Source organism: Marinimicrobium sp. C2-29, from assembly GCF_038419845.1.
In the GTDB taxonomy this organism is placed as follows: domain Bacteria; phylum Pseudomonadota; class Gammaproteobacteria; order Pseudomonadales; family Cellvibrionaceae; genus Marinimicrobium.
Genome location: NZ_JBCAQT010000006.1, coordinates 118,887 through 143,161, shown reverse-complemented (window position 1 = coordinate 143,161; position 24,275 = coordinate 118,887). Strand labels below are relative to the sequence as shown.

The following is a 24,275-nucleotide window of genomic DNA, read 5'->3' as shown; positions in this document are numbered from 1 at the left end:
ATCAGGCTCCCACTTTTTACAGGTTGCTGTAGCGTTTGCGCAAACGCTGGCGAACGACTTCGGCCAGGGTATTGACCAGGAAGGTCATGGCCAGCAGCACCAGGGCCGCCAGGAACAGGACCCGGAAGTGACTGCTGCCAATCGCTGTCTCCGGCAGCTCCACCGCCACGTTGGCCGACAGGGTGCGCATACCCTCAAAGATATTGAAATTGAGAACCGGGCTGTTGCCGGTGGCCATGAGTACGATCATGGTTTCACCCACGGCGCGGCCAAAGCCCATCATCACCGCCGAGAAGATGCCCGGGCTGGCCGTGGGCAGCACCACACCCATTACCGTCTGCCAGCGGGTCGCCCCCAGTGCCAGTGACCCCTGAGTCAGGTGACGCGGCACGTTGAACACCGCATCTTCGGCAATGGAGAAGATGGTGGGAATGACGGCGAAGCCCATGGCAATCCCCACGACCAAGGCGTTGCGCTGGTCATAATCGATATTGTTGTTGGTCAGCCACTGGCGCATGCTGCCGTCGAAGAACAGCACCTCCACATGGGGGCTCGCCGCCACACAGGCCCAGGCGGTCAGAATGATCGGCAGGACCAGTATCGCCGCCTCCCAGCCTTCGGGCACCTCGTCGCGGATCGACGAGGGCAATCGGCTCCAGATCAATCCCACCAGCAACATCATGACCGGCAGGAAGATCAGAATACTGAAGACCGCCGGCAGATGGTTTTCCAGAAAAGGGGCCAGCCAGAGCCCGGCAAGAAAGCCCAGAATTACGGTAGGCAGCGCCTCCATGATTTCAATGGTCGGCTTTACTACCCCGCGCAGCTTGGGCGTCATGAAGTAGGCGGTGTAGATCGCGCCCATAATGCCCAGAGGGATCGCAAACAACATGGCGTAAAACGCGGCTTTGAGGGTACCAATCGACAGGGGCACAAGACTCATTTTGGCCTCGGAAGCGTCCTGGCCGGATGATGCCTGCCAGACGTATTCCGGTTGCTGGCGCCCCTCGTACCAGACTTTCTGCCAGAGCGAGCTGAACGAAATTTCCGGGTGTTCGTTCCAGATTGACGCAACGTATATCTGACCGCTTTCATCCAGGGCCAGAAGTCGACCGTTGATGGGGGACAGCGCCAGTTGCTTGATCGCACTGTCACTCACCGACTTGATCAGCAGTGTCTGGGATGAGGTGCCGTAAAACAGGCCCACATTGCCCTGTGTGTCGCCCGCCGCAAAGCCTTTGCGGCTGTATTCCGGCGCGATCTCCGTGACCGGACCCTCTAATGACTCAAAATCCCTGACCGGCGTCAGATGAAAACGATTGTTGTCATCCCGGATCAAGTACCATTGGCTGACAGAGCCCGTGTCAGTTCCGATGATCACCGAACTGGTGCCCACCAGAAACTCCATGGACGTCACCTGACCGCGCTCGGTAGGTATCGTTTCGAGCAAGCGGGCATTTGCCGGTGTCTCTATATTGTAGAAATGCAACTGTTCCCGGTCGTCTGCCACGATCAAAAAACGACCGACATCATCCACCAGAAGTTCTTCAACCTGCGCTCCCGCAGGCAACCCGGGCAGCTCATAGCGATCAACAGTGACCTCGGCATTGCCGCCAAACAGGTTCTCCCGGGAATTGAATCGTCCCAGAAGCAAGCGGCCATCTTCGGCAACGCCCGCCATCATGATACCCGCGTCGGCTTCCTGGACGGCCAGCTTGCGCAGTGCCTGTCCCTCCTCGTCGAGTACGATCGGCTCTTCTCCCAGAGGAAAGGTCAGTCCCGGCGTCACCAAACGCGTGTCATCAGGATAACTGAGCTTATAATCTTCCTGCACCAGGCTGACCGAGCCATCGCTGAAGCCATAAGCCACCAGCTGCTCACTGGGAACACTGGTGGCCAGGGAAGAGAACTCCGCACCTTCCGGAGAGGGGACCTTGACGCTATCGATCAGAAGACCCGTATCGGCGTTGAAAAATGACACCAGCCCCGATCGATTGAAGCTGGCGCCCATTTCTTCATAACGTTCAAGCACCAAGTGCTCAGAGGGGTTAGCGGGGCTGGTGACGGGAGAGTGATACTCGGTAGTGACATCCAGGCTGCTGCTTCGCAGCAGGGGTGCCACCTCGGAAAACAGATAAAGGAAGATCAAAGCCAGCGCACCGACCACCATCATGCCGGCCGTACCGACACCATAGCGCGAAAGACCGTCTTTGAATCGCCGGATTTTGCGCAGACGAGCGCGCTGCTCGGCGTTGGGCATCAAACTGTCCCGGGATCCCGGGGATGAACGTCGCTCTGACATAATGCATGGATCCTGAGCCGGATAATCGCAACCGCGGATGTTAAAAAACCCTGTAGGGCGCAAGCGCGAGCATCCTAACAAGGTTATATGACATTTTTGTTACAGTAATATGACAAAGGGATGTACCTCCCCCAAACCCAATGGGGCGGTACATCCCTCAACGTCCGTGTTTCTCTGGCGGTCAAATTGACCACCGGCGCGGTATTACAGGTCGAGCTCTTCCATCACGCGCTTGGAGACCGACGCCGGTAGAGGAATATAACCATCGCGCACCACCACTTCCTGGCCCTGCTTGGACATGACCATTTTCAGGAACTCCGCCTGCATGGGGTCCAGCGGACGATTGGGATGCTTGTTGACGTAGACATAAAGGAACCGAGCCAGCGGGTAGGAGCCGTCGGACGCGTTCTCCGAGTTGGCTTCGGCAAACTCACCGCCTTCTTCACGCGCCAGAGGTACAGCGCGCACGCCCGAGGTGTTGTAGCCAATGCCGGAGTAGCCGATGGCGTTGCGCGACTCACTCACGCCCTGCACGACTGAAGCGGAGCCCGGCTGCTCGTTGATGCCCGGCTTGTAGTCACCGCCACACAGGGCGTTATCTTTGAAGTAACCGTAGGTACCGGAAACCGCGTTGCGGCTGTACATCGCGATATCACGATTCTCCCAGTCACCTTCCAGGCCCAATTGCCCCCAGCGTGTAATGCCTTCCGGATAGCCACAGCGACGGGTCACGGAGTACATCGCGTCGACCTGCGGCAGCGTCAGGCCTTCAATCGGGTTGTCCTTGTTGACGTAAACCGCCAGAACATCCACGGCAACCGGTACCTTGGTGGGCTTGTAGCCCTGCTCTTTTTCGAAGGTGCGGATTTCGGAGCCTTTCATTTCCCGGCTCATGGGGCCGAAGTTGGCGGTTCCCTGAGTCAGAGCGGGAGGCGCCGTCGAGGAGCCCATACCCTGGATCTGAATGTTCACATTGGGGTAATACTTGGCGAATTCTTCCGCCCAAAGCGTCATCAGATTATTCAGGGTATCGGAACCGATGCTGTTGATATTGCCCGACACACCGGACACTGCTTCATACTCGGGCAGATTGGGATCGACATCGGCCTGGGCGGTGGCACAGATGACAGAGCCGGCCAGTGCCAGCCCCTTGAAAAGCTTGATTGCGTTCATTGAGCGCTCCTTTAGGTCTGATGACCGTTTCAGAGAAAATGACCAGAGAAAGTGAAATGTCCTTAACAGAATCATCTCTACCTGGACGGCACTCTAACGATGAAATATGACAGTTATGTGACGAACAGGGTCAATCTGTCAGAAATTTGTAACAAATACAGAAAAGCAGCCCTCACGGCTGCTTTTTTCAGGTGTTCTCCAGCGAAATGCGTACGTCTAATTGGTGTAGACGGGCCCGGCACCCGAACTCCAGACAATCACCGTAGTCACCATGACCACCACCGCCAGCACCAGGGCCACCGTGATCACGGAGCTGGCGTAGATAAAGCCACGCTCCTTGGGGATATTCATCAGGATCGGTATTCCCTCGTAAATCAGGTAGACCCCGTAGCCGCCAGCCAAAATATAGACCGACACCACCAGCCACAGCTCAGGATAGACCAGCACAGCGCCGGCCAGCATGATCGGTATGGCCGAATAGACGGCCAACGCCGTACCCTCGAAGTGGCGCTCATCGGCTCCGTCTTCGACACCAAAACTGCGCGACATCCAGTTGATGTACTCACCCAGCATATAGACGGCCACCAATTGCGCAAAATAAGCGGCCACGCACATCAGCAGAGCACTTTCGCTGGTCAGACGGACCACACCACCGCTACCGATGCTCCAGCCCACCTGGGTGACACCGAAATAGGCGGCCACCACCGGGATTAACGCCAGCAGTGGAATATGTCGCAGGTAAACGCGCAGAAAAGACTCTTTGTCGCTGCGAATGCGCTCCCACTCGCGATGGGGATTGATGAAAATCCCCAGTGTGTGCTGCAACATGGCCATAGGTGACTCCTGAATGCTCTCTGTTATAAGAGGATTGTTATTAGCGGATTTGTTATTAGCGGACGTGCCATTAACCGGTTTGGGACCAGTATCCTGCAGTCAACGTTCAGTCGCAAAGAAGAAATGCATCTAAAAATAAAGTTTTTGCTAACGTAAAGATATAGCCTTACTTGACGACTTTAAGGTTGGGACGCTTGGGACCGTCCTTCTTCTCCGGCTCGGGATCCGGCTTGGGCGGCTCCGGGTTGGGGTCCGGCTCAAAGACCATTCCCTGCCCGTTCTCGCGCGCATAAATACCCAGCACCGAACCACAGGGAATGACCAGATCCGTGGGAATACCACCGAACCGGGCGTTGAAGTTGATCTGATCCAGACCTATATACAGGTCCTTGACGGCGGTCGGATTGATATTCAGAACAATCTGACCGTCTTTGTTGACGTGCTGCTGGGGGACTTCCACACCGGGGCCCTGGGCGTCGACAAGAATATAGGGGGTACAACCGTTGTCCACAATCCACTCGTACAGAGCCCGGATCATGTAAGGTCGGCTGGACGACATAGCCATAGACACTGTCTCCCGTTGTGCGAGGTAAGGGGGGTGAAACCCGGTGAAGAGAACGGCGGAAGGTCGACCCACTAAACGTGGGACGACATATCCCGCTCTATTTCCGTGAGGCTTTTGCGGAAACCGTCGCGTTCGAACAACCGTTTCTGGTAGCTCAGCAGAGGCTCTACCTGTCGGCCCTTACCCAGATCGATCTCCATCATGGGCAAGCGCCAGAGAATAGGAGCGAGACAACAGTCCACAATGGTGAACTCCTCGCTCATGAAATACGGCATCTCAGTAAAAATCGGGCCAATCGCCAGCAGGCTGTCTTTCAGAGACTTGCGGGCCTTGGCGACCGAGTCCTTGCTTTTACTGTGCAGAACCGTATCAACCAGTGGCGCCCAGTCGCGTTCCAGTCGGTACATCCAGAGCCGACTCTGGGCACGCGCCACCGGATACACCGGCAACAGCGGCGGATGCGGAAAGCGCTCATCCAGGTACTCCATGATCACCTTGGATTCGTACAACGCCAGGTCGCGATCCACCAGCGTCGGCAGACTGTTGTAGGGGTTGAGGTCGGCCAGCTCTCCCGGCTTGTGCTTTGGGTCGACATCCACCAAATCCGCTGTGACGCCTTTTTCAGACAAGACAATACGTACCCGATGACTGTAGTGATCCTGGCCATCGGAAAACAGAGTCATGGATGAGCGTTTAGTCACCACACCCATTAGCATTACCTCAATTTACCCAGTTATCAAACTGAGGCGGGTGTAAAAACCCGCCCCTCAGTTGCCTAAAATTTTAGTGAATTCCTTTCCAGTACTCACGATTGAGCAGGTAAGTAAAGACAAACAGCACCGACAGGAACAACAGAACGAACACGCCCATCCGCTTGCGGTCCAGCGCTGCGGGCTCGCCCAGGTACTCCAGGAAGTTCACCAGGTCGTACATCGCCTGATCAAACTCTTCTTCCGACATGCTGCCTTCAAGTTCACCGGGCTCCAGACTACCACACTCTTCATCGATCACCGGATTCCCGGCCCCATCGCGCACGATGGTGCCATCGTCCCGCTTCTCGGGTCCCGGAGCGCACACGGGCAACCCCTGAAGATCGGTCATCACGTGGGGCATGCCCACATTCTCGAACACCCGGTTATTGACGCCAAAGGGGCGACTCTCGTCTTTGTAAAAGTTGCGCAGGTAGGTGTAGAGCCACTCGGGATTGCGCGAGCGCGCCACCAGTGTCAGGTCGGGTGGTTGAACACCGAACCACTGCTTACCCTGATCGGCGGTCATGGCGTTGGTCATCAGTGAGCCGATCTCCTGGTCACCAAAAATCAGCGTCTCCCGGGCCACGTCGTGGGGAATGCCCAGGTCGTCCGCCACGCGCTCGAAGCGGGAAAACTTGGCGGAGTGGCAGCCCATGCAGTAGTTGACGAAATACTTCGCACCGCGCTGCAGGGATTCCTCGTTGCTCAGGTCAGGCTCCATGACATCGCAGGGGATGGAGCCACAACCGGCGGCTCCGGCGCCCACAGCCTTGATGGGAATCACGACCAGTACGGCAAACAGCGCCAGTCCGCCCAGCACCATACGCAGCGGCAGGCCTTTCATCTGTACCCGCTCGGGCACCGGACGCTCGCCATCCCGATCAGCCAGCCAGGGCAGCGCCGCGAACAGACCCGCGAGCACCAGACCGAACAACCGCAGGAATACCGGAACATCGCTACCGCCCTCGGTGATACCAATCAGCGCCAGCCGCAGGAAAATCAGGGCAAAGATCGCGCAGATCACAATGGAGATGATCCGCGCAATCGATGAACGGGCTTCCCGGGGCCGATAGCTGGTCCAGATGGGCATAGTAATGAAGTAACCGAAGTAGAACACGGTCGCTATCTGAGACAAAAGCGTGCGTCCCGTGGTGGGTGATTGCACCCCCAAGTAACCCAGCACCACAAACATGGCGGCAAACACCATCAGCATTACCCGAGGGATCCAGCCCTTGTAGCGCATGGACCGGGCCTTGGCTCGATCCAGCCAGGGCAGCACAAACAGGATGGCAATGGCCGAGCCCATGGCAATCAGACCCAGGAATTTGGCATTCAGCGGCCCGATCTCGATGGTCACCGCCCGCAGGATGGCGTAGAACGGGGTGAAGTACCACACCGGGGCAATATGCTCCGGTGTCTTCAGGTTGTTGGCTTCCTCAAAGTTGGCGTACTCGAGGAAAAAGCCACCCATCTCGGGCATGAAGAACATCACAAAACAGAATACAAACAGGAAGACGGTGATGCCCACCAGGTCGTGGACCGTGTAATAGGGATGGAACTCGACCCCGTCTTTGGGGATGCCGTTCTCGTCCTTGTTCTTCTTGATGTCGATACCGTCGGGGTTGTTGGACCCCACTTCATGCAGCGCCAGAATATGCAACACCACCAGTGCCAGCAGCACAATGGGCATGGCCACGACGTGCAGGGCAAAGAAGCGGTTGAGCGTGATACCAGAGATCAGGTAGTCGCCGCGAATCCACTGCACCAGCTCATCGCCAATGCCGGGAATGGCCCCGAACAGCGAAACAATGACCTGCGCCCCCCAATAGGACATCTGGCCCCAGGGCAGCACATAGCCCATGAAGGCTTCGGCCATCAGCACCAGGTAGATGGTCATGCCGAAAATCCACACCAGCTCGCGCGGCGCCTTGTAGGAGCCATACATCAGGCCCCGGAACATGTGCAGGTAGATCACCACAAAGAACGCGGAAGCGCCCGTAGAGTGCATATAGCGCAACAGCCAGCCATACTCCACATCGCGCATGATGTATTCGACCGACGCGAAGGCGCCCTCGGCGGTGGGGGTATAGTTCATGGTGAGCCAGATACCGGTGATCAGCTGATTCACCAGCACCAGCAGGGACAGCACCCCGAAGAAGTACCAGAAATTAAAGTTCTTTGGCGCGTAATACTTCCCCATGTGCGTATCCCACGCACGCTGAACGGGGAGACGCTCGTCGATCCAATGCCACAATCCAGTCAGTCTGCTCATTCTTATGCCTCCTGATCCTCACCCACCACGAGCAGCGTGTCGGTCTCGTAACGGTATGGGGGAACTTCCAGGTTAGTCGGTGCCGGCACCCCCTTGTAGACTCGGCCAGCCATATCGAACTTTGAACCGTGACAAGGGCAGAAAAAACCGCCCTGCCACTCATCGCCACCCAGGTCAGATGCACCCACTTCCGGGCGAAACAGCGGGGCACAACCCAAATGGGTGCAAAGTCCGATCAGAACCAGATACTCATCCTTGATGGAGCGGGTTTTGCTGCTCACGTATTCAGGTTGCTGGGGATCCTCGGAGTTCGGGTCGCTGACCAGATCGTCGACCTTGTCGAGATTGTCGATGGTCTCTTGAGTACGTCGAACGATGTACACCGGTTTACCGCGCCACTCAACGGTGATCATCTGTCCGGGATCCATTTTGCCGATATTGGCCCGAACAGGTGCCCCGGCCGCCTTGGCCTTGGCACTCGGGTTCCAGGAACCCACAAACGGCACAGCGGCCCCGACCACACCCACGGCTCCGACAACGGAGGTGGCGGCGGTCAGGACGCGGCGACGCGTCTTGTTTACAACGTCATCGGTCATGACGAATTTCTCCCCTAACAGCTTCCGACGGCCAGTAAATCACTGAAATTCAACGATTTAGGATAGTTTTAGAACATTCAAAAATTGGCCAATCTTAAAGAAATTGCGCGCTGCTTACAACAACAAGCGCCGGCGTCGCCCGGGGGCGATGCGAATTTGCGTGCCGAGCGCGCATAAAAAAACGCCCGGGCCAGAGCCGGCCTGGGCGTTTTTGCTTGGAGATGCCGTGCCCGCACCACCCGAAGATGGCGCAGACCACTCCCATTAACGCTTGGAGTATTGCGGCCGCTTACGAGCTTTGCGCAGACCAATCTTCTTACGCTCAACGGCGCGCGAGTCACGGGTCACGTAACCTGCTTCACGCAGTGAGCCACGAAGGGTCTCGTCGTATTCCATCAGAGCCCGGGTCAGACCGTGGCGAATCGCGCCGGCCTGGCCAAAGCTGCCACCGCCTTTAACGGTGACGTTGACATCGAACTTGTCGGTCATTTCCACATTTTCAAGCGGCTGACGCACAATCATCTGCGCCACTTCACGACCAAAATACTCGTTCAGTGGACGATCATTGACTGTGATGACACCGCTGCCCGAGGAGATGAACACCCGAGCGGTGGAGGTCTTGCGGCGACCGGTACCGTAATATTGAGTGACTGGCATAATCAGCTTCCCGGTTAAAGAGTCAGTTCTTTCGGCTGCTGAGCGGTGTGCGGATGCTCAGTGCCGGCATAAACTTTCAGTTTTTTGAACATCGCACGACCCAGGGGTCCGCGGGGCAGCATGCCCTTGACGGCGCTCTGGATGGTACGCTCGGGGGCCTTCGCAATCAGCTTCTCGAAACTGATGGATTTGATGCCACCAATATAACCGGTGTGATGATAATAGATCTTGTCACTCGCCTTCTTACCGGTCACATGCACTTTTTCAGCGTTGATGACGACAATATAATCACCCGTGTCCACGTGGGGCGTGTACTCGGGCTTATGCTTGCCGCGCAGGCGCCGGGCAATCTCGGTGGCCATACGGCCCAGAGTTTTGCCTTCGGCGTCAACGACGAACCAGTCGCGCGTGACGGTTTCAGGTTTAGCACTGTAAGTCTTCATGTTATTTCCTGCCTCAGGAGGTGCTTCCCACAAAAGAGCGCGAATACTATAGAAAATGGCCCCCTATTTCAAGAGGCCCCATGGGTTTTTTGCCCCGTTTGGCGGGGGCGACGGCTCGGGGGCGTGCCGGGCGGCGGCCGGGGCCGACATTCCGCTCCAGACTGACGTTCCGCTCAAGGCTTATGAGGCTGAGCGAGGTAGTCGTGGCTCTGCATCTCCAGCAGACGGCTCACCGTGCGCTGGAACTCGAACCCCAGGCGTCCCTCCCCGTACAGCTCGGTCAACGGCCGTGCGGCGGAGACTACCAGCTTGACCCGCCGGTCGTAAAACTCATCCACCAGATTGATGAAGCGCCGGGCCTGGTCGTCATTGTGGCGCCCCAGCGCCGGAACGTTGCTCAACACCACGGCGTGGTACTCCCGGGCGAGCTCGATGTAGTCATTCTGGGAACGGGGGCCGTCGCACAGCGCGACAAACTCGAACCAGACCACATCCTCGGCCAGATAGCGGGCCTGTAGGTTCCGCCCCTCCACCTCCAGGGTTTCATTGGCGCTGATCTCGTCTTCAGCCGGCACCAGACTGCGAAAGCTCGCCATCAGGCTCTCGTCGGCCGCCGCATCCAGGGGCGAGTGGTATAGCTCCGCCTGCTCCAGCGCACGAAGCCGGTAGTCGTGGCCGCCGTCAACTTCCACCACCCGCGTGTGCTTTTTCAGCTCGGCAATGGCCGGCAGAAAGCGCGCCCGCTGCAGGCCGTCGCGGTAGAGGTCATCCGGGGGGATGTTGGAGGTGGCCACCAGCGTCACTCCGCGTGCAAACAGCGCCCGCATCAGGGTTCCCAGAATCATGGCGTCGGTGATGTCCGAGACGAAGAACTCGTCAAAGCAGATGACCCGCGCCTCGCGGGCAATCTGATCAGCCACCTGCTCGAGCGGGTTCTTCTGCCGATCCAGCCGCCGCAGATCGGCGTGCACCCGGCGCATGAACCGATGAAAGTGGGTCCGCAGTTTGCGCTCGAACGGCAGCGCCTCGTAGAAGTTGTCCATCAGGTAGGTCTTGCCGCGCCCGACACCACCCCAGAAATAGAGTCCGGTCACCGGTTCGGTTGGGCGCCTGAACAACCGGCGCCACCACCGCTTCCAGCGGGTGTCGCTCCGCTCTCTGGCCAGGAGCTGCTCGTACAGCGCCTGCAGGTGCGCCACGGCCCGCGCCTGGGCGGCGTCGTGGGTGAACCCCTCCCGGCCCAGGTCGCGCTCATAACGGGCCTGGGGACTGTCGTCGGCAAGCGCTTGACTCATCAGGAGATGACCCCCAGCTGCCGGGGAATGACGGCGGACAGATCCGCCTTGAGTTCGGTCAGCCGACCGTGAAAAAAGTGGCCGGCATCCTCGTACCTGAGCAGCTCGCAGGTCGACTGCAACCGGCTTTCGCACCAGTCATGGACTCCTTCGGCCACCACGATCTCGTCCCGGCCACCCTGGGCTACCGCGACCGGACAGGGAAAGTGCCCATCCCGGTCATAGTCGTAGCGCTCAACCGGTGGCGCCACCAGGGTCAGCTGCTGCACCGGCCAGGGGGAGCGATGGGTAACCTGGGCGGCGATGGCCGAGCCAAACGAAAACCCCGCCAACAGCAGCTCGGCCTCACCCGCCCGCTCTTTGAGCCAGTCGAGCACCGCCAGCAGGTCCTCCACCTCACCGACTGCGTGACCGTACTCGCCTTCACTCTTCTCGACGCCGCGAAAGTTGAACCGCAGGCTGGGCACGCCCAGATCCCGATAGGTGCGCACCAGGGAGGTCACGACCTTGTTGTTCATGCTCCCACCGTGCTGCGGGTGGGGATGACAGACCACGGCGACACGCGACCGGTCGGCCAGGAGGCCATCAGCCCGACCATCGACTCCGGCGGCCTGGAGCATGCCGGCGGGCCCATGGATGGTAATTGCGTCCCCGGTTTGAGAAAATAATGACACTACGACCTCTTGAGGTTGGCCCCGTGCAAAGACGGAGCGAGAAAATTCGACATCGGACACGCTGAAGCGGCCCGCATTGAGCAAAAGACCGTATAATAGCGCGAGAATCCATTAGTTTGCATCGCATCATTGATGAGGAGAAGTTTGTGATTTCACTGGGTACCCTAATCATTGTTGGCCTGCTCTGCCTGCTGGCCGGCGCCGCGGTGGGCGCCGTGATCGACCGCCTGGCCGGCCCCGGCGGCCCGAACCGCGAGCTGGAAGAGCGGCTGTTCAAGGCGGAAGACGAGCTCAAGCGCTACCAGCAGGATGTCGCCGAGCACTTCGCCAAGACCTCGGAGCTGGTCAACAACCTGACCCAGAATTACCGCGAAGTCTACGAGTACCTCGCCAACAGTGCTCTCAAACTGACCACCCCCGCCATCAGCCGACAGATTCTGGAGTCGGCCAATACCCAGATGCTAGGGACCGAGCGCACCTACCTCAGTGAGGAACAGGTCGAAGCACCGCGCGATTGGGCGCCCAAGAAAGGGGCCGGCCAATTGAGCGAGGAGTATGGGCTGCATGAGGAGAATGACCTGCCCGACAACCCCTACGATTATACCGAGCAATCCCAGGTGCAGTTCGAGCCCGACAGCACGGCCGAGCACGTGCAAGACGCCGGCACCCGGAGACCCTGATGGTCAGAGAGCGAGTGGTGAGCCAGCTACAGTCTCTGGGTTGGCCCATAGCAGCGGGCCTGCTGATTGCACTGCTGGCTCTACTGGTATTCCCCGACCTTCGCCCGGAGGCCATGTTCTCACAGCCAGCGCCAGCCGATGGCCGCTCCCTGTCCTACGCCAACGCCGTGGAGCGGGCCGCGCCCGCCGTGGCCAACATCTATACCCGCAAACCGCTGGAGCGCCAGCGCCACCCCCTGGCCGATCACCCCTTCTATCGACGCTTTTTCCGCCAGTCCGACTCACCGCAACAGGAGCGCATGCAGTCGGCACTGGGTTCAGGCGTGATCATCGACGAGCGGGGCTACCTGCTGACCAACGAACATGTCATCAAGGGCGCCGAGGAAATTCTGGTCTGGCTTCAGGATGGCCGTGAAACCCAGGCCGAGCTGGTGGGAACCGACCCAGAGAGCGATCTGGCGGTCCTGAAAATCGACATGGAGGGGCTCACCGCCATCGAAGTGGCCGATCCCTCCCTGGCCCGGGTGGGTGACATTGTACTGGCGATCGGCAATCCTTTCGGGGTCGGTCAGACGGTGACTCAGGGCATCCTGAGCGCCACCGGTCGCTACAACCTGCGGATCAGCGAATACGAGAACTTCCTGCAGACCGACGCGGCGGTCAATGTCGGCAACTCCGGGGGAGCTCTGGTGGATATTCAGGGCCGGCTGCTGGGCATCAACACCGCCATTCTGGGCGAGGGCGATACCTCCGTGGGTGTGAGCTTTGCCATCCCCGCCGATTCGGCCATGCGCTCGTTGCGGGAAATCATCGAGCACGGGCGGGTGGTACGCGGCTGGCTGGGGCTGGATGCGAGGCCCATGACCCCCGAGCTGGCCAGCTCACTGGAGCTGGAGTCCACCGAGGGCGTGATCATCACCAACATCATTGAAGACAGCCCGGCCGAGCAGGCCGGACTGGTGGCGGGCGATGTGTTGACGCATATCGACAACCAGTCGGTGGGCCAGGGGCGGCAGGGCATGAATCAGATCGCCACTACGCCCCCCGGCAGTGAAGTCACCCTGCGCGTGCTGCGCGACGGCCGGCGCCTGGAGCTGACCACCACCATCGGCGAGCGCCCTGCCCCGAATAGCTAGATCGCCCGTCGGCACGTCTCTCTATATCAGTCTTTCAATATTCGATACTCGGCCGAGCGGGCGTGGGCCTCCAGCGCTTCTCCGCGCGCGAGTACCGACGCCGTGCGCGCCAACTCCGAGGCTCCCTGCGCCGAGCAGTGAATGATCGAGCTGCGCTTCTGGAAATCATAGACGCCCAGGGGCGATGAAAAGCGCGCGGTGCCGGAGGTGGGCAGGACGTGATTGGGCCCGGCGCAGTAGTCGCCCAGCGCCTCGGGGGTGTAGCGCCCCATGAAAATCGCCCCGGCGTGCTGCACCTCGGGAAGCAGTGCCTCCGGGTCCGCCACGGACAGCTCCAGGTGCTCGGGAGCCACCCGGTTGCTGACCGCCAACGCCTGTTTCATGTCCGCCACCTGAATCAATGCGCCGCGATTGGCCAGCGAGGTTCTGGCAATATCGGCCCGCTCCAGGGTCGGCAGCAGGCGCTCCATGGCGGCTTCGACCTTACCCAGAAACTCGGCGTCGGGGCTGATCAGGATGGACTGCGCCTGCTCGTCGTGTTCGGCCTGACTGAACAGGTCCATGGCGATCCAGTCCGGATCTGTCTGGCCATCGCAGATGACCAGAATTTCCGAGGGCCCGGCGATCATGTCGATATCCACCAGACCAAAAACGGCCCGCTTGGCGGTCGCCACAAAGATATTGCCCGGCCCGACGATTTTGTCCACCTTGGGGAGAGTTTCGGTGCCGTAGGCCAGCGCCGCCACCGCCTGAGCGCCGCCAATGGTAATGACCTTGTCCACTCCGGCCACGGCCGCCGCCGCCAGGACCATATCGTTGAGCTGACCATCGGGCGCCGGCACCACCATCACCAGTTCGGCGACCCCGGCCACCTTGGCGGGAATGGCGTTCATCAATACCGAGGAGGGGTAGGAAGCCTTGCCCCCCGGGACATAGAGACCGACGCGGTTCATGGCGGTGATCTTCTGGCCCAGGCGGGTGCCGTCGGCTTCGGTGTACTCCCAGGACTCCTGGCGCTGTCGGGCGTGGTATCCGCGAATACGCTCGGCGGCTGTCTCCAGCGCCTGGCGCTGGTCAGCGGGAATGGCCTTGAGCGCCCGATCGAGCTCGGAGACCGGTACCAGCAGCTCGCTCGCCTCCCGGACATCGCGCCGGTCGAGACGGTTGGTGTACTCCACCACCGCCGCATCGCCCCGGGTTTTGACCGCATGCAGGATCTCATCCACGATGCCGCCGACCTTGCTGTCGGAGACACTGTCCCATTCCAGCAGGGCGTCCAGGCGCGCATTGAAATCGCTGTCGGAGGCGTTCAAACGGGCAATCAACGGGGTTGGGTCGGGCATAGTCTCAGTCTCGGTTCAATAGTTCCGCAGGGCTTCGTTAACCGCTCAAGGGCTATTTATTAGCCGCTCAGGGCTGCTCTTTAGCCGCTCAAGGCCGTTCAGGCTTTGGCCTCTACCGCTTCGCCGATGGCGTCAATCACGGCCTGAATCAAAACGTGCTTCATTTTCATGGAAGCCTTGTTGACGATCAGCCGGGAGCTGATATCGGCGATGTGCTCGCGCGGCTCCAGGCCATTGGCCCGCAGGGTGTTGCCGGTATCGACAATATCCACGATTTCATCGGCCAGCTGCATGATCGGCGCCAGCTCCATGGCTCCGTAGAGCTTGATGATATCGGTCTGCCGGCCGCAGGTGGCGTAATACTGTTTGGCAATATTGACGTACTTGGTCGCCACCCGCAGGCGGCCCTGACGCGGCGCCTCGCCCTTGATGGCCGCGGTCATCAGGCGGCAGCGGGCGATGTTCAGATCCAGCGGCTCGTACAACCCCTCGGCCCCGTTTTCCATCAGGGTATCCTTGCCGGAAATCCCCATGTCGGCCGCGCCGAACTGCACATAAGTGGGCACATCGGCCCCGCGCAGCACCAGCAGGCGCACCTCCGGGCGATTGGTTTCGAACACCAGCTTGCGACTCTTGCTGATGTCTTCCGCCGGTTCGATACCCGCTGCCGAGAGCAGGGGCAGAGTTTCTTCCAAAATCCGGCCCTTGGTCAGGGCAATGGTCAGTGTCTGGCTCATGGGTCTCATCTAATCAGTTGGGCACGCGGCGAATATTGGCGCCCAGCATTTGCAGTTTTTCCTCGATACACTCGTAACCGCGATCAATGTGATAGATGCGGTCGACCAGAGTGGTTCCCTCGGCCACCAGGCCCGCGATCACCAGACTGGCCGAAGCGCGCAGATCGGTGGCCATTACCGGGGCACCTTTGAGCTTTTCCACCCCGGTAATCAGGGCGGTGTTGCTCTCCAGGGTAATACGGGCGCCCATGCGGTTGAGTTCGTGCACCTGAATCAGGCGGTTCTCGAAAATGGTTTCGGTCACCGAGCTCGAGCCTTCGGCCACCGCGTTCATGGCGGTAAACTGGGCCTGCATATCGGTCGGAAAGGCCGGATAGGGCGCGGTGCGCAGGTTGACGGCCTTGGGCCGTTTCCCTTTCATGTCCAGCGATATCCAGTCATCGCCAATCTCGATCTCGGCGCCGGCTTCACCCAGCTTCAACAGTACCGCCTCGAGAATGTCCGCGCGGGTATCCTTGAGCCGGACTTTACCCCGGGTGGCCGCGGCGGCCACCAGATAGGTGCCGGTTTCGATACGATCGGGCATGACGTCGTAAGCGCATGAGTGGAGTTTCTCCACCCCGCGAATGGTCATGGTGGCGGTGCCGATGCCCTCGATGTCGGCCCCCATCGCCACCAGGCAGTGCGCCAGATCCACCACTTCCGGCTCGCGCGCCGCGTTCTCCAGGACGGTAACGCCCTCGGCCAGAACCGCCGCCATCAGCAGGTTTTCGGTACCGCCCACAGTGACGGTATCCATCAGGATATGCGCCCCCTTGAGGCGCCCCTTGCTGCGGGCGCGGATGTAGCCCTCGTCCACCTCAATCTCGGCCCCCATGGCTTCCAGGCCGCGCAGGTGAATGTCGACCGGCCGGCTACCAATGGCACAACCTCCGGGAAAGGACACATTGGCCTCGCCATAGCGGGCCAACAGGGGCCCCAGCACCAGAATGGAGGCGCGCATGGTCTTGACCAGCTCGTAAGGCGCCGTGAGGTCATCAATGGACGTCGGATCAATCTCCACACACATTTTTTCATCGATGGTGACACCCACCCCCATGCACCGCAAAAGCGCCAACATGGTGGTGATGTCATTCAAGTGCGGCATGTTACCGACACGCACTGGGCCATCGGCCAGCAGGGTCGCTGCCAGAATCGGCAGGGCCGAGTTCTTGGAGCCGGAAATCCGGATCTCACCATTGAGCGGCGGCCCGCCCTGAATCATTAATTTATCCATAGATCGTCACTGTCTTCTTGTCGGCGAACCGGAATTCACTGCTGTTGTTGCCACTGTTCCGGCGTCAGGGTTTTCATGTGCACCGCGTGGATGCTGCCATCGGCAATCTGCTCGGACAGGGCGGCATACACCATCTGCTGCTTTTTCACGGGCGTGATGCCCCGGAAGGCGTCACTGACGACCACCAGGTTGATGTGACTACCGTCAACGCCCACCTGGACTTCGCTCTCGGGTATGTTGGCTTGAATCAACGCTTTGATCTGATCGGGCTGCATACTATCTCCCCGGTTGGGACACGGATTTATCAGGGGCGAATCTTACCTGAATGCCTCCCAACAAGCACCCGTTAAGGACTTTGTAAGGCCTTTACAGACAAAAATGCCGCCCTCTTTCAAGGGCGGCATTCGCTCCGGGCCGGTCTGGCGTCGTTACACCTCGTCCAGCCAGTTGTCGATCACCTTGTCCACATCGCCATCATACTTCTTGGCCGCCTGACTGAACTGACTGCGGAATGACCGGCCCAGGTTCACGCCGTCCAGCACCAGGTTGATCAGCTTCCACTCCCCTGAGCGGTTCTGCGCCATGGTGTAGGAGAGCTTGTAGGTTGAGCCGTCGTGCTTGACCTCCTGATCGACACTGACACGCCGGCTGTCTTTGTCGCCCTCTTTGGGAGGCGCAATACTGATTTCACTGTCAGTGTAGCTGGCGATCCCCTTGGCGTAGGTTTCAACCAGACCACGCCTGAAAATCTTGGTAAATTCCTCCACCTGCTCATCCGTTGCGTCCTTTCGGTGAGATCCCATGACCGCACGGGCGATGAAGGAGAAATCCACCACCGGGTCCAGCACCTCTTCAATTGCCTGGTAATAGGCCTGCGTATCATCTTCACCGCCATCGTACTCCTTGACGATATCGAACATGACCTCGGTCACTTCCTCTACCAGCTCATGGGGCGTTTCCTGCTTCGGGTCCACCGGCTCATCCGCTGCGACCGCCGCTGTGCCCAGCAAGCACGCAAAAGCGGCCGCGAGCCAACGTACCGGACGGGATTTCAACTTCAACACACTGGTCATAATCAAGATTCCTTAGGGTTTAAAATCGGTTTTCACTCAGGGTGGCCATCCAGAACACGGGTACTCATCACAGTACCGACATTGGCCAGCGACCTTTGTTACACTCTGCCGGCGCCAGCACACGGCGGCTGACAACGCAACTGGTACACTATAACATTAGCACCCACAGCGGGCCTAATGGCCGTGCGTAAAAGATTGTTATTGCCGGCCTGGAACCGACCCTTTCAACCTCTTAATGAAGCCACTATCCCTATGACTCAAATCTGGCTGCCCATCCTGGGTGTCATCGCCGGCTTTATCGGGCTGATCTGGAGCGCCGACCGGTTTGTGGCCGGCAGCGCCGCCCTGGCCAATACGTTCGGTATTCCCAAGCTGATCATCGGCCTCACCATCGTGGCCTTCGGCACTTCGGCGCCGGAAGTGGTCGTGTCCATCAGCGCCTCGTTGCGCCAGGCGGGCGAACTGGCGGTGGGTAACGCGCTGGGCTCCAACCTGGCCAATGTCGGCCTGGTGCTGGCCATCACCGCTCTGATCGCGCCCCTTCCCATCCAGAGACACCTGTTGATCCGAGAAGTGCCCGCACTGGTCGTTATTACCGCTCTGGCGGGCGTATTTCTGTACGATAGCCAGCTGCAAGCCTGGGAGGGCTGGGTGTTGCTGCTGGTATTGCCCGCCGTCATGTGGCTGTTGATCTGGAGCAAACGGCACGATCCCGAAGAAATTGACCCCGAAATCCCGGCCATGGGACGGTTGGCCTCCTCGCTGTGGTTTGTCATCGGCCTGGTTGTGCTGGTCGGCAGCTCCGAGGTACTGGTGTGGGGCGCCGAGCAACTGGCACTGGCCATGGGCGTGACGCCGCTGGTCGTCGGCCTGACCGTCATTGCCGTGGGTACCAGCCTGCCCGAGCTGGCGGCCTCGGTCATGAGCGCCCTGAAAGGTCACCAGGATATCGCCCTGGGCAACATCATCGGCTCCAATCTGTTCAATATCCTGGCCGTGATGGCCGTTCCGGCCCTGATCCAGCAACCGCCCATGGAGGCGGCCGTCTTCTTCCGGGACTACGCTTCAATGGCGCTGATCACCGCGATTCTGGTCGTGGCCATCTGGGTGGATTACCATCTCCGGCGCAATGACACGCCTGACGGGAGCCCTCACAAAGGGCACCTGGGACGCCGGATCGGCTCCCTTCTCCTGCTAAGCTACGCTGGTTACTATGTGTGGCTGTTTATCAGCGTGTAAAACTCCAGGGGGGCTCTGACCCGAAACCTGACCAGCACCCTGAACGGAACCGAGCATGACTCAATTTGACTACATTCAGTCCGGGCGCCGCACCGTTGAAATCGAAGCGCAGGCGGTGGATGCCCTGCGCACGCGCATCGATGAGAGCTTCAACCGGGCCTGTTCAATCTTACTGAACAGCCCGGGCCGGGTCATCGTGACCGGCATGGGCAAATCCGGCCACATCGGCAAAAAAATAGCGGCGACCCTGGCCAGTACCGGGACACCGGCCTTTTTTGTCCACCCGGGTGAGGCCAACCATGGCGACCTGGGCATGATCACCCGCGACGATGCGGTCATTGCCATCTCCTATTCGGGTAACTCCGACGAGATCATGACGCTTGTGCCTCTGATCAAGCGCCTGGGTGTGCCCATCATCAGCATGACCGGCAAGCCACGCTCGCCGCTGGCCCAGGAGGCGGAAGTCAATCTGGACATCAGTGTCGCCTGCGAGGCCTGCCCTCTGGCGCTGGCTCCCACGGCCAGCACCACCGCCACCCTGGTGATGGGGGACGCACTGGCCATCGCCCTGCTCGAGGCGCGCGGCTTTACCGCCGAGGACTTTGCGTTCTCCCACCCGGGGGGGACGCTCGGGCGCAAGCTGCTGCTCAGAGTCGATGACATCATGCACCGCGGCGAGAGTGTGCCCCGGGTGGGGGCCGACACGCCTCTGAGCGATGCGCTCCTGGAGATGACCCGCAAGGGCTTCGGAATGACCACAGTGGTGGATGAACAAGGCGGGTTATTGGGTGTCTACACGGATGGCGACTTGCGCCGCAGCATCGATCTGGGTACCGATCTGACCACCACTTTGATGAGCCAGTTGATGAATCGCCACCCCAAGACCGTGAGCGCCCACACGCTGGCAGCCGAGGCACTCAAAGTGATGGAAGACAACAAGATTACGGCGCTCGTGGTGCTCGATGAGCAGCGCCAGCCCCACGGGATCCTGCATATGCATGATATCCTGCGCGCCGGCATCATCTGACCCCGCAACCGGTAGAGCGATAGACTATGGCAACCAGCTTGAACGAGCGCGCCCAGCGCATCGAACTGCTTCTGCTCGATGTGGACGGCGTGCTCACCGACGGTCGACTGTACTTCAGCGAAACCGGCGACGAACTCAAGGCGTTCAGCACCCTCGACGGACTGGGCATCAAACTGCTGCGCCGCTGCGGGGTGAAGGTCGGCATCATCAGCGGCCGGCGCACCGACCTGGTGGCCCGGCGCGCGCTCGACCTGGGCCTGGATCTTGTGATTCAGGGCCGGGAAGACAAATGGCAGGCTCTGGCCGATTGGCGTCGGGAAAACCCGGTGGCGCTCGATCGCATTGCTTTCATGGGCGACGACTGGCCCGACCTGACCATCATGACCCGCGTCGGCCTGGCGTTGACCGTCGCCAATGCGCACACCAGTGTGAGTGAGCGGGCCCACTGGCAGAGCCATCGCTGCGGTGGCGACGGCGCGGTGCGCGAGGCCTGCGACCTGCTGCTCAAGGCCCGGGGCGATTTCGACCGCCTGCTGAATGAGTATCTGCCGAGCACGTCCGGAGACGAACGCCATGCTTAAGAACCCGCTGGCTTGGCTGGGACTGGTCGTGCTGATCGGGCTGGTCGCCATCTGGGACTTCAATCCCGACGATCTTCTGCGCCCCGTACCCGAGCGCGAGGCTGAATTTCCCCACGCCTACCTGATCGGGTCCGAAACCCGCCGGTTTGACACCGAAGGACGGCTGTACCACCACATGGTCAGCGAGCGTGCCGACCACTTCCAGTACCTTCCCAAACGCTCTAGCGAACGGGACTACTCATTGATTCAAAAACCGGACATCACTCTGTACGGCCGGGAGGAGCAGGAGGATGAAAGCTCACCGGAAGCCGGGATCGAGGCTCCCTGGCGCGTCAGAGCCGAGCAGGGACGAAGCGATGCCAATGCCACGCGCATCCATCTGCGGGAGCAAGTGCGGGTCTGGCAGCAGAGTGAAGAGGGGCTCACCGAGCTGACCACGAGCGAGCTCATCATTGAACCGGACCGCCAATTCGCGGAAACCGATAAAGCTGTTAACATGCGCTCCCCTCAGGGCCGAAACCGGGCTGTGGGCATGCGCGCTGACTTGGGAAAAGATCACATTGAACTACTTTCGGAGGTGCGAGGCACCTATGACGCTCAAAGCCGGGAACCCTGACGCTCGGGCCGTCTGGCCCCTTCTGCTGACCGCACTGCTGTGCTTCACCGCTCTGCCGGCACTGGCGCTACCGGAGGACCGGGAGCAGCCGATCTACATTGAATCCGACCGGGCCGAGCGTGACGGGCGCCAGGGCATCACCACCTACGAGGGGGATGTCCGCCTGCGCCAGGGCAGCCTGCGCATTGAGGCCGAGCGGATTACCGTTCACACCGACGAGAACGACGAGGTCCAGCGGGTCCTGGCGGAGGGATCTCCCGCCCATTTCGAGCAACAACCGGAGGCGGACGGGCCGCCGGTAAGCGCCGAAGCCTACCGTATCCATTACCAGATCGACCAGCAGATGCTCGAGCTGACCACCAGCGCTCTGCTGGAACAGGGTGATGCCAGCATGCGGGGCAACCGCATCGACTACGACATCGCCAAAGAACTGGTGAAAGCGGAGGGCGACGCCGAAACCGACAGTCCCCGGATCAGAATGGTCTTACCGCCCAAGAACGAACGCCCGGAACAGGATTGATCCATGCCCAGCCTGCACGCTCTCAACCTGGCCAAAAGCTACAAGACCCGCAAAGTGGTCATCGACGTATCGCTGTCGGTCACCAGCGGACAGATTGTCGGCCTGCTCGGCCCCAATGGCGCGGGCAAGACCACCTGCTTCTACATGATCGCGGGCCTGGTGGGGGCCGATCAGGGTCGCGTCCTGATCGATGACCGGGACATCACCCACCTGCCCATCCACGGCCGGGCGCGCGCCGGCATCGGCTATCTGCCCCAGGAAGCCTCGGTGTTCCGCAAGCTGACCGTGGCCGACAACATCATGGCCATCCTGGAAACGCGCAAGGAGCTCAACCGCAAGCAGCGGCTGGGCAAGCTGGACTCGCTGCTGCGCGAGTTTCACATCACCCACATAAAGGACAGCCTGGGCATGTCGCTCTCGGGCGGCGAGCGCCGGCGGGTTGAAATTGCCCGGGCACTGGCCACCGAGCCACAATTCATCCTGCTGGACGAGCCTTTCGCCGGGGTGGATCCGATTTCGGTCACGGATATCAAACAGATCGTCCGCCACCTGAAAGATCGGGGCATTGGCGTCTTGATTACCGACCACAATGTGCGAGAGACTCTGGACATCTGCGAGAATGCCTACATCGTCAGTGAGGGCCATATCATTGCCGAAGGCGACGCTCAATCCGTTCTGAGCAACGAGCGGGTGCGGGAAGTCTACCTGGGCGAGCATTTCAGGTTGTAAAGCGCCCGCCACCTCCTCGCGATCTGCGCGACACCCCTTGACAATTGCGCGATTGTGCGTAACAGGACGCACAATAGGCACAAAGATTGCTTATTAATTTGCGTCAGGTTATTGCCTCTCGGCCTCAGGCTGACTAAACTCTGGGTATTCCGTCAATGTCGTTTCTAACGGGGTTAAACGCCGTCTGCCCATGAAACAATCACTACAACTGAAACTCGGCCAACAGCTGACCATGACGCCTCAGCTGCAGCAGGCAATCCGTCTGCTGCAGCTGTCGACTCTGGACCTGCAACAGGAAATCCAGGAGGCACTGGACTCCAACCCCATGCTCGACGTGGAAGAGCCCCAGGACGCCCCGGAAGAGAAAACCAACGACAACCGCGACCAGAGCGACGACGGCAAGCACGGCAGCACCGACAACCGGGAAAGCCGGGACGATACCGGTACCAGCAGCGATGTGGCCGAACCCGACGGCGACTGGAACGAATCCATCCCCAACGACCTTCCGGTCGACACCAGCTGGGACGATGTCTACCAGTCCGCCCCGGCCTCCTCCGGCACCAGCAATTTCGAGGGCGATGAGAACAGCGACTACGACAGCCGCCGCGGCACCACCGACTCGCTCTACGATCACCTGATGTGGCAACTGAACCTCACCCCCATGTCCGACCGCGACCGCGTGATCGCCATGACCATCATTGATGCGGTCGAGCCCAGCGGCATGCTCTCCAGCAGTCTGGAGGAAATCCACGAGGGACTGAAAGCGGACTGGGAGGAGCTGGAGCTCGACGAGGTCGAGGCGGTGCAGCACCGGCTGCAGCAATTCGACCCCTCCGGCGTCGCCAGCCAGAATCTGTCCGAATGCCTGCTGGTGCAATTGCAGCAGTTGCCCGCCAGCACGCCCTGCCTGGAGGGAGCCAAAACCATCGTACGCAGCTACCTGCCCCAGCTGGGTAGCCGCGACTACCGCCAGTTGATGCGCCGCACCCGACTCAAGGAGCCGGAGCTGCGTCAGGCCATTGAGCTGATCCAGAGCCTGAACCCCCGCCCAGGCGACCAGATCGCCAGCGGTGACGTGGAGTACGTAGTGCCCGACGTGTTTGTGGAAAAGCGTGAGGGCCGCTGGACCGTGGAGCTCAACCCCGACATCGCTCCGCGACTGCGCATCAACCCGGACTATGCCTCCATGGTCAAGCGTGCCGATTCGAGCACCGACAACACCTTCCTGAAAGACAATCTGCAGGAGGCCCGCTGGTTTCTGAAAAGCCTGCAGAGTCGCAACGAAACCCTGCTCAAGGTCGCCAGCTGTATCGTCGACAAACAGCGCGGCTTCCTGGATCACGGCGCCGAGGCCATGCGCCCTCTGGTGCTGCACGATATCGCCGAACTGGTGGACATGCACGAATCCACCATCTCCCGGGTCACCACCCAGAAATACATGCATACGCCCCAGGGCATCTTCGAGCTCAAGTACTTTTTCTCCAGCCATGTCAGCACCGAATCCGGGGGCGAGTGTTCCTCCACGGCCATTCGGGCGATCATCAAGAAGCTGGTGGCCTCGGAGTCGCCCAAAAAGCCGCTCAGTGACAGCAAAATTACCGCCTTGCTGGCCGATCAGGGCATCAAAGTGGCCCGCCGGACCATCGCCAAGTACCGCGAATCGCTGGGGATACCGCCGTCGAACGAGCGCAAAACGCTGGGGCCGGCTTAAACCCGACGCGGCGCTGGATGACGCCGGGTACCAGCGCTGCTATG

Annotated in this window: 25 protein-coding genes; 9 read left to right on the top strand and 16 right to left on the bottom strand. The window is 60.1% G+C overall.

Annotated features, from left to right (window positions below; translation table 11 throughout):
- Positions 1-16: 16 nt before the first annotated feature.
- The 11 genes from AAE484_RS07850 to AAE484_RS07800 form a co-directional block, all read right to left on the bottom strand.
- On the bottom strand, positions 17-2,302 hold the full coding sequence (locus tag AAE484_RS07850) for an ABC transporter permease subunit (protein WP_341937812.1): 2,286 nt from the start codon (positions 2,300-2,302) through the stop codon (positions 17-19).
- A 204-nt stretch (positions 2,303-2,506) separates the two neighbouring features.
- Positions 2,507-3,475: a PstS family phosphate ABC transporter substrate-binding protein gene (locus AAE484_RS07845; protein WP_341937811.1), complete on the bottom strand. Its 969-nt coding sequence runs from the start codon at positions 3,473-3,475 to the stop codon at positions 2,507-2,509.
- Between the two features lie 216 nt (positions 3,476-3,691).
- Positions 3,692-4,309, bottom strand: coding sequence for a Yip1 family protein (locus AAE484_RS07840; protein WP_341937810.1), 618 nt, complete (start codon positions 4,307-4,309; stop codon positions 3,692-3,694).
- Positions 4,310-4,475: 166 nt separating this feature from the next.
- Positions 4,476-4,874, bottom strand: a complete 399-nt coding sequence (locus AAE484_RS07835; protein WP_341937809.1) for a ClpXP protease specificity-enhancing factor — start codon at positions 4,872-4,874, stop codon at positions 4,476-4,478.
- A gap of 71 nt (positions 4,875-4,945) precedes the next feature.
- Positions 4,946-5,584, bottom strand: a complete 639-nt coding sequence (locus AAE484_RS07830; RefSeq protein ID WP_341937808.1) for a glutathione S-transferase N-terminal domain-containing protein — start codon at positions 5,582-5,584, stop codon at positions 4,946-4,948.
- 73 nt (positions 5,585-5,657) lie between these two features.
- The gene (locus tag AAE484_RS07825) at positions 5,658-7,898 is read right to left on the bottom strand and encodes a ubiquinol-cytochrome c reductase (protein WP_341937807.1); all 2,241 of its coding nucleotides are present in this window, start codon (positions 7,896-7,898) and stop codon (positions 5,658-5,660) included.
- A gap of 2 nt (positions 7,899-7,900) precedes the next feature.
- On the bottom strand, positions 7,901-8,494 hold the full coding sequence (petA, locus tag AAE484_RS07820) for a ubiquinol-cytochrome c reductase iron-sulfur subunit (RefSeq protein WP_341937806.1): 594 nt from the start codon (positions 8,492-8,494) through the stop codon (positions 7,901-7,903).
- Between the two features lie 264 nt (positions 8,495-8,758).
- The gene (gene rpsI / locus AAE484_RS07815; protein WP_341937805.1) at positions 8,759-9,151 is read right to left on the bottom strand and encodes a 30S ribosomal protein S9; all 393 of its coding nucleotides are present in this window, start codon (positions 9,149-9,151) and stop codon (positions 8,759-8,761) included.
- A 14-nt stretch (positions 9,152-9,165) separates the two neighbouring features.
- On the bottom strand, positions 9,166-9,594 hold the full coding sequence (rplM, locus tag AAE484_RS07810; RefSeq protein ID WP_341937804.1) for a 50S ribosomal protein L13: 429 nt from the start codon (positions 9,592-9,594) through the stop codon (positions 9,166-9,168).
- 173 nt (positions 9,595-9,767) lie between these two features.
- Positions 9,768-10,889, bottom strand: coding sequence for a cell division protein ZapE (gene zapE, locus AAE484_RS07805; protein ID WP_341937803.1), 1,122 nt, complete (start codon positions 10,887-10,889; stop codon positions 9,768-9,770).
- Positions 10,889-11,563 carry an alpha/beta hydrolase gene (locus tag AAE484_RS07800; protein WP_341937802.1) on the bottom strand — a complete coding sequence of 225 codons (675 nt, stop codon included), beginning with the start codon at positions 11,561-11,563 and terminating at the stop codon, positions 10,889-10,891. Before AAE484_RS07800 ends, zapE begins: the two co-directional genes overlap by 1 nt.
- 146 nt (positions 11,564-11,709) lie before the next feature.
- Here AAE484_RS07800 and AAE484_RS07795 point away from each other — a divergent pair, with 146 nt between their 5' ends.
- The gene (locus AAE484_RS07795; protein WP_341937801.1) at positions 11,710-12,243 is read left to right on the top strand and encodes a YhcB family protein; all 534 of its coding nucleotides are present in this window, start codon (positions 11,710-11,712) and stop codon (positions 12,241-12,243) included.
- A complete protein-coding gene (locus AAE484_RS07790) occupies positions 12,243-13,379 on the top strand; it encodes a trypsin-like peptidase domain-containing protein (RefSeq protein ID WP_341937800.1) in 1,137 nt (378 codons plus the stop codon). Before AAE484_RS07795 ends, AAE484_RS07790 begins: the two co-directional genes overlap by 1 nt.
- Before the next feature lie 26 nt (positions 13,380-13,405).
- On the opposite strand, the gene hisD is transcribed toward AAE484_RS07790, so the two are convergent.
- The 5 genes from hisD to AAE484_RS07765 all read right to left on the bottom strand — a co-directional run bounded on the left by hisD (position 13,406) and on the right by AAE484_RS07765 (position 17,808).
- Positions 13,406-14,722, bottom strand: coding sequence for a histidinol dehydrogenase (gene hisD / locus AAE484_RS07785; RefSeq protein ID WP_341937799.1), 1,317 nt, complete (start codon positions 14,720-14,722; stop codon positions 13,406-13,408).
- Between the two features lie 98 nt (positions 14,723-14,820).
- Positions 14,821-15,459 carry an ATP phosphoribosyltransferase gene (hisG, locus tag AAE484_RS07780; protein ID WP_341937798.1) on the bottom strand — a complete coding sequence of 213 codons (639 nt, stop codon included), beginning with the start codon at positions 15,457-15,459 and terminating at the stop codon, positions 14,821-14,823.
- A gap of 13 nt (positions 15,460-15,472) precedes the next feature.
- Positions 15,473-16,735 (bottom strand): UDP-N-acetylglucosamine 1-carboxyvinyltransferase, encoded by a 1,263-nt coding sequence (murA, locus tag AAE484_RS07775; protein WP_341937797.1) that lies wholly within the window; start codon positions 16,733-16,735, stop codon positions 15,473-15,475.
- 35 nt (positions 16,736-16,770) lie between these two features.
- The gene (locus tag AAE484_RS07770; protein WP_341937796.1) at positions 16,771-17,010 is read right to left on the bottom strand and encodes a BolA family protein; all 240 of its coding nucleotides are present in this window, start codon (positions 17,008-17,010) and stop codon (positions 16,771-16,773) included.
- Between the two features lie 153 nt (positions 17,011-17,163).
- Entirely contained in the window at positions 17,164-17,808 is a 645-nt protein-coding gene (locus tag AAE484_RS07765; RefSeq protein WP_341937795.1) for an MlaC/ttg2D family ABC transporter substrate-binding protein, read from the bottom strand.
- 252 nt (positions 17,809-18,060) lie between these two features.
- Between AAE484_RS07765 and AAE484_RS07760 the strand changes: the two genes are divergently transcribed.
- The 7 genes from AAE484_RS07760 to AAE484_RS07730 all read left to right on the top strand — a co-directional run bounded on the left by AAE484_RS07760 (position 18,061) and on the right by AAE484_RS07730 (position 24,231).
- Positions 18,061-19,047, top strand: coding sequence for a calcium/sodium antiporter (locus AAE484_RS07760; RefSeq protein WP_341937794.1), 987 nt, complete (start codon positions 18,061-18,063; stop codon positions 19,045-19,047).
- A gap of 55 nt (positions 19,048-19,102) precedes the next feature.
- Entirely contained in the window at positions 19,103-20,074 is a 972-nt protein-coding gene (locus AAE484_RS07755) for a KpsF/GutQ family sugar-phosphate isomerase (RefSeq protein WP_341937793.1), read from the top strand.
- Between the two features lie 26 nt (positions 20,075-20,100).
- Positions 20,101-20,655: a KdsC family phosphatase gene (locus AAE484_RS07750; RefSeq protein ID WP_341937792.1), complete on the top strand. Its 555-nt coding sequence runs from the start codon at positions 20,101-20,103 to the stop codon at positions 20,653-20,655.
- Positions 20,648-21,271 (top strand): LPS export ABC transporter periplasmic protein LptC, encoded by a 624-nt coding sequence (gene lptC, locus AAE484_RS07745; protein ID WP_341937791.1) that lies wholly within the window; start codon positions 20,648-20,650, stop codon positions 21,269-21,271. The genes AAE484_RS07750 and lptC overlap by 8 nt, the downstream gene beginning before the upstream one ends.
- The gene (gene lptA / locus AAE484_RS07740; protein ID WP_341937790.1) at positions 21,246-21,791 is read left to right on the top strand and encodes a lipopolysaccharide transport periplasmic protein LptA; all 546 of its coding nucleotides are present in this window, start codon (positions 21,246-21,248) and stop codon (positions 21,789-21,791) included. The genes lptC and lptA overlap by 26 nt, the downstream gene beginning before the upstream one ends.
- A 3-nt stretch (positions 21,792-21,794) precedes the next feature.
- Complete coding sequence (gene lptB / locus AAE484_RS07735) at positions 21,795-22,520, top strand: LPS export ABC transporter ATP-binding protein (RefSeq protein ID WP_341937789.1); 726 nt, start codon at positions 21,795-21,797, stop codon at positions 22,518-22,520.
- Between the two features lie 190 nt (positions 22,521-22,710).
- Entirely contained in the window at positions 22,711-24,231 is a 1,521-nt protein-coding gene (locus AAE484_RS07730) for an RNA polymerase factor sigma-54 (protein WP_341937788.1), read from the top strand.
- Positions 24,232-24,275: the final 44 nt, after the last annotated feature.